Below are 2,071 nucleotides of genomic sequence, written 5' to 3'. Positions count from 1 at the left end.
GGAAAAGAGTCTCGAACTCTCGACCTCAACCTTGGCAAGGTTGCGCTCTACCAACTGAGCTATTCCCGCATTTACCGAAGCCTTACATTGTACAACGTTTGCTGCGATGGAATGAATTGTAGCGCATTTTTTGGGAGTTCCCAAAAAAATTGCGTCAATGTTTCAATCCATCGGCCGTGGCGGATGACACCGCTGCCTTGTCCGTCGACACAGGCACCGCAGCAGCCACCGCAACCTCTTCATCCGTCAGCGGCACGGGCTTGCTCTCCAAAGCAACTTCCAGCACCTTGTCGATCCACCGCACGGGCACGATCTCCAGGCCGCTCTTCACGTTGTCCGGAATCTCGGCGAGGTCCTTCACGTTCTCTTCAGGGATCAGCACGGTCTTGATGCCACCACGCAATGCGGCCAGCAGCTTTTCCTTAAGGCCACCAATGGCCGTCACCTCGCCACGCAGCGTGATCTCGCCTGTCATGGCCACATCGCCGCGCACAGGGATACCCGTGAGCGCAGAAACAAACGCGGTAGTCATCGCAGCCCCCGCGCTGGGGCCGTCCTTGGGGGTGGCACCGTCTGGCACGTGAATGTGGATGTCGCGCTTTTCGAACGTTTCATCCTTGATACCCAGCATGCGCGCGCGGCTGCGTACCACCGTACGGGCAGCCTCCACGGATTCCTTCATCACATCACCCAGCGAACCCGTGCGCGTAATCACACCCTTGCCCGGCATGATGGCCGCCTCGATGGTCAACAGATCTCCACCCACCTCGGTCCAGGCCAGGCCKACYACCTGCCCCACCTGGTTTTGCAGCTCCGCACGGCCATAGGTGTACTTGCGCACGCCCAAAAAGTCCGGCAGGTTGTCAGCCGTGACCACCACCTGCGSCTCCAGTTTCTTGAGCTGCAGGCCCTTGACCACCTTGCGGCAAATTTTGGACAGCTCGCGCTCGAGCGAACGCACACCCGCTTCACGGGTGTAGTAACGCACCATGTCGCGCACTGCAGGCTCGGTGATGAGCAGTTCTTCGTCCTTCACACCATTGTTCTTGAGCTGCTTGGGCAGCAAGTACTTCATGGCGATGCTGGTTTTCTCGTCTTCGGTGTAGCCCGACAGGCGAATCACTTCCATSCGGTCGAGCAGTGCCGGCGGRATGTTCATCGARTTCGAKGTGGCRACGAACATCACATCGSWCAGGTCGAAGTCSACCTCGACGTAGTGGTCGCCRAAGGTGTGGTTCTGCTCRGGGTCGAGCACCTCCAACAGAGCGCTCGACGGRTCGCCCCGGAAGTCRGTACCCAGCTTGTCGATYTCGTCSAGCAGGAACAGCGGATTGCGCGTGCCSAYCTTGSWCAGSCYCTGCAGCACCTTGCCCGGCAGYGCRCCGATGTAGGTGCGGCGRTGSCCGCGGATCTCGGCCTCGTCGCGCATGCCGCCCAGSGCCATGCGCACGTACTTGCGGCCGGTGGCCTTGGCGATCGATTGCCCCAGCGAGGTCTTGCCCACGCCAGGAGGGCCCACCAAGCACAGGATGGGCGCTTTCACCTTGTCCACGCGCTGCTGTACCGCGAGRTATTCRAGGATGCGGTCCTTGACCTTSTCSAGGCCGTARTGGTCKKCRTTGAGSACGSCCTCGGCATTSRCSAGGTCGTGCTTGATCTTGGTCTTCTTGCTCCAAGGCAGCGCGGTGAGCACGTCGATGTAGTTGCGCACCACCGTCGCCTCGGCCGACATGGGCGACATCAGCTTGAGCTTCTTGAGTTCGGCGTCAGCCTTCTTGCGTGCCTCGGCCGGCATCTTGGCGAGCTTGATCTTYTTCTCGATCTCCTCGATGTCSGCGCCTTCGTCGCCCTCACCCAGTTCCTTCTGGATGGCCTTGACTTGCTCGTTCAGATAGAAGTCGCGCTGGTTCTTCTCCATCTGGCGCTTCACGCGGCCACGGATCTTTTTGTCGACGTTCAGGATGTCCACTTCGCGATCGAGCTGCTCGAACAGGTTTTCGAGGCGCACCTTTACATCCGAAAGATCCAGTACCACCTGCTTGTTCTCGAGCTTGAGAGGCAGGTGTGCAGC

At 59.8% G+C, this 2,071-nt stretch carries 1 protein-coding gene; it reads right to left on the bottom strand.

Annotation, left to right across the window (positions count from 1 at the left end; translation table 11 throughout):
• Positions 1 to 154: 154 nt before the first annotated feature.
• The coding region (lon, locus tag AC04MI_RS24845) for an endopeptidase La (protein ID WP_476499004.1) at positions 155 to 2,071 on the bottom strand (1,917 nt) is incomplete at its 5' end.

Source organism: Acidovorax sp. LjRoot204 (genome assembly GCF_056175785.1).
The sequence above is the reverse complement of the archived record's forward strand: the minus strand, read 5'-3'. Positions and strand labels throughout refer to the sequence as shown.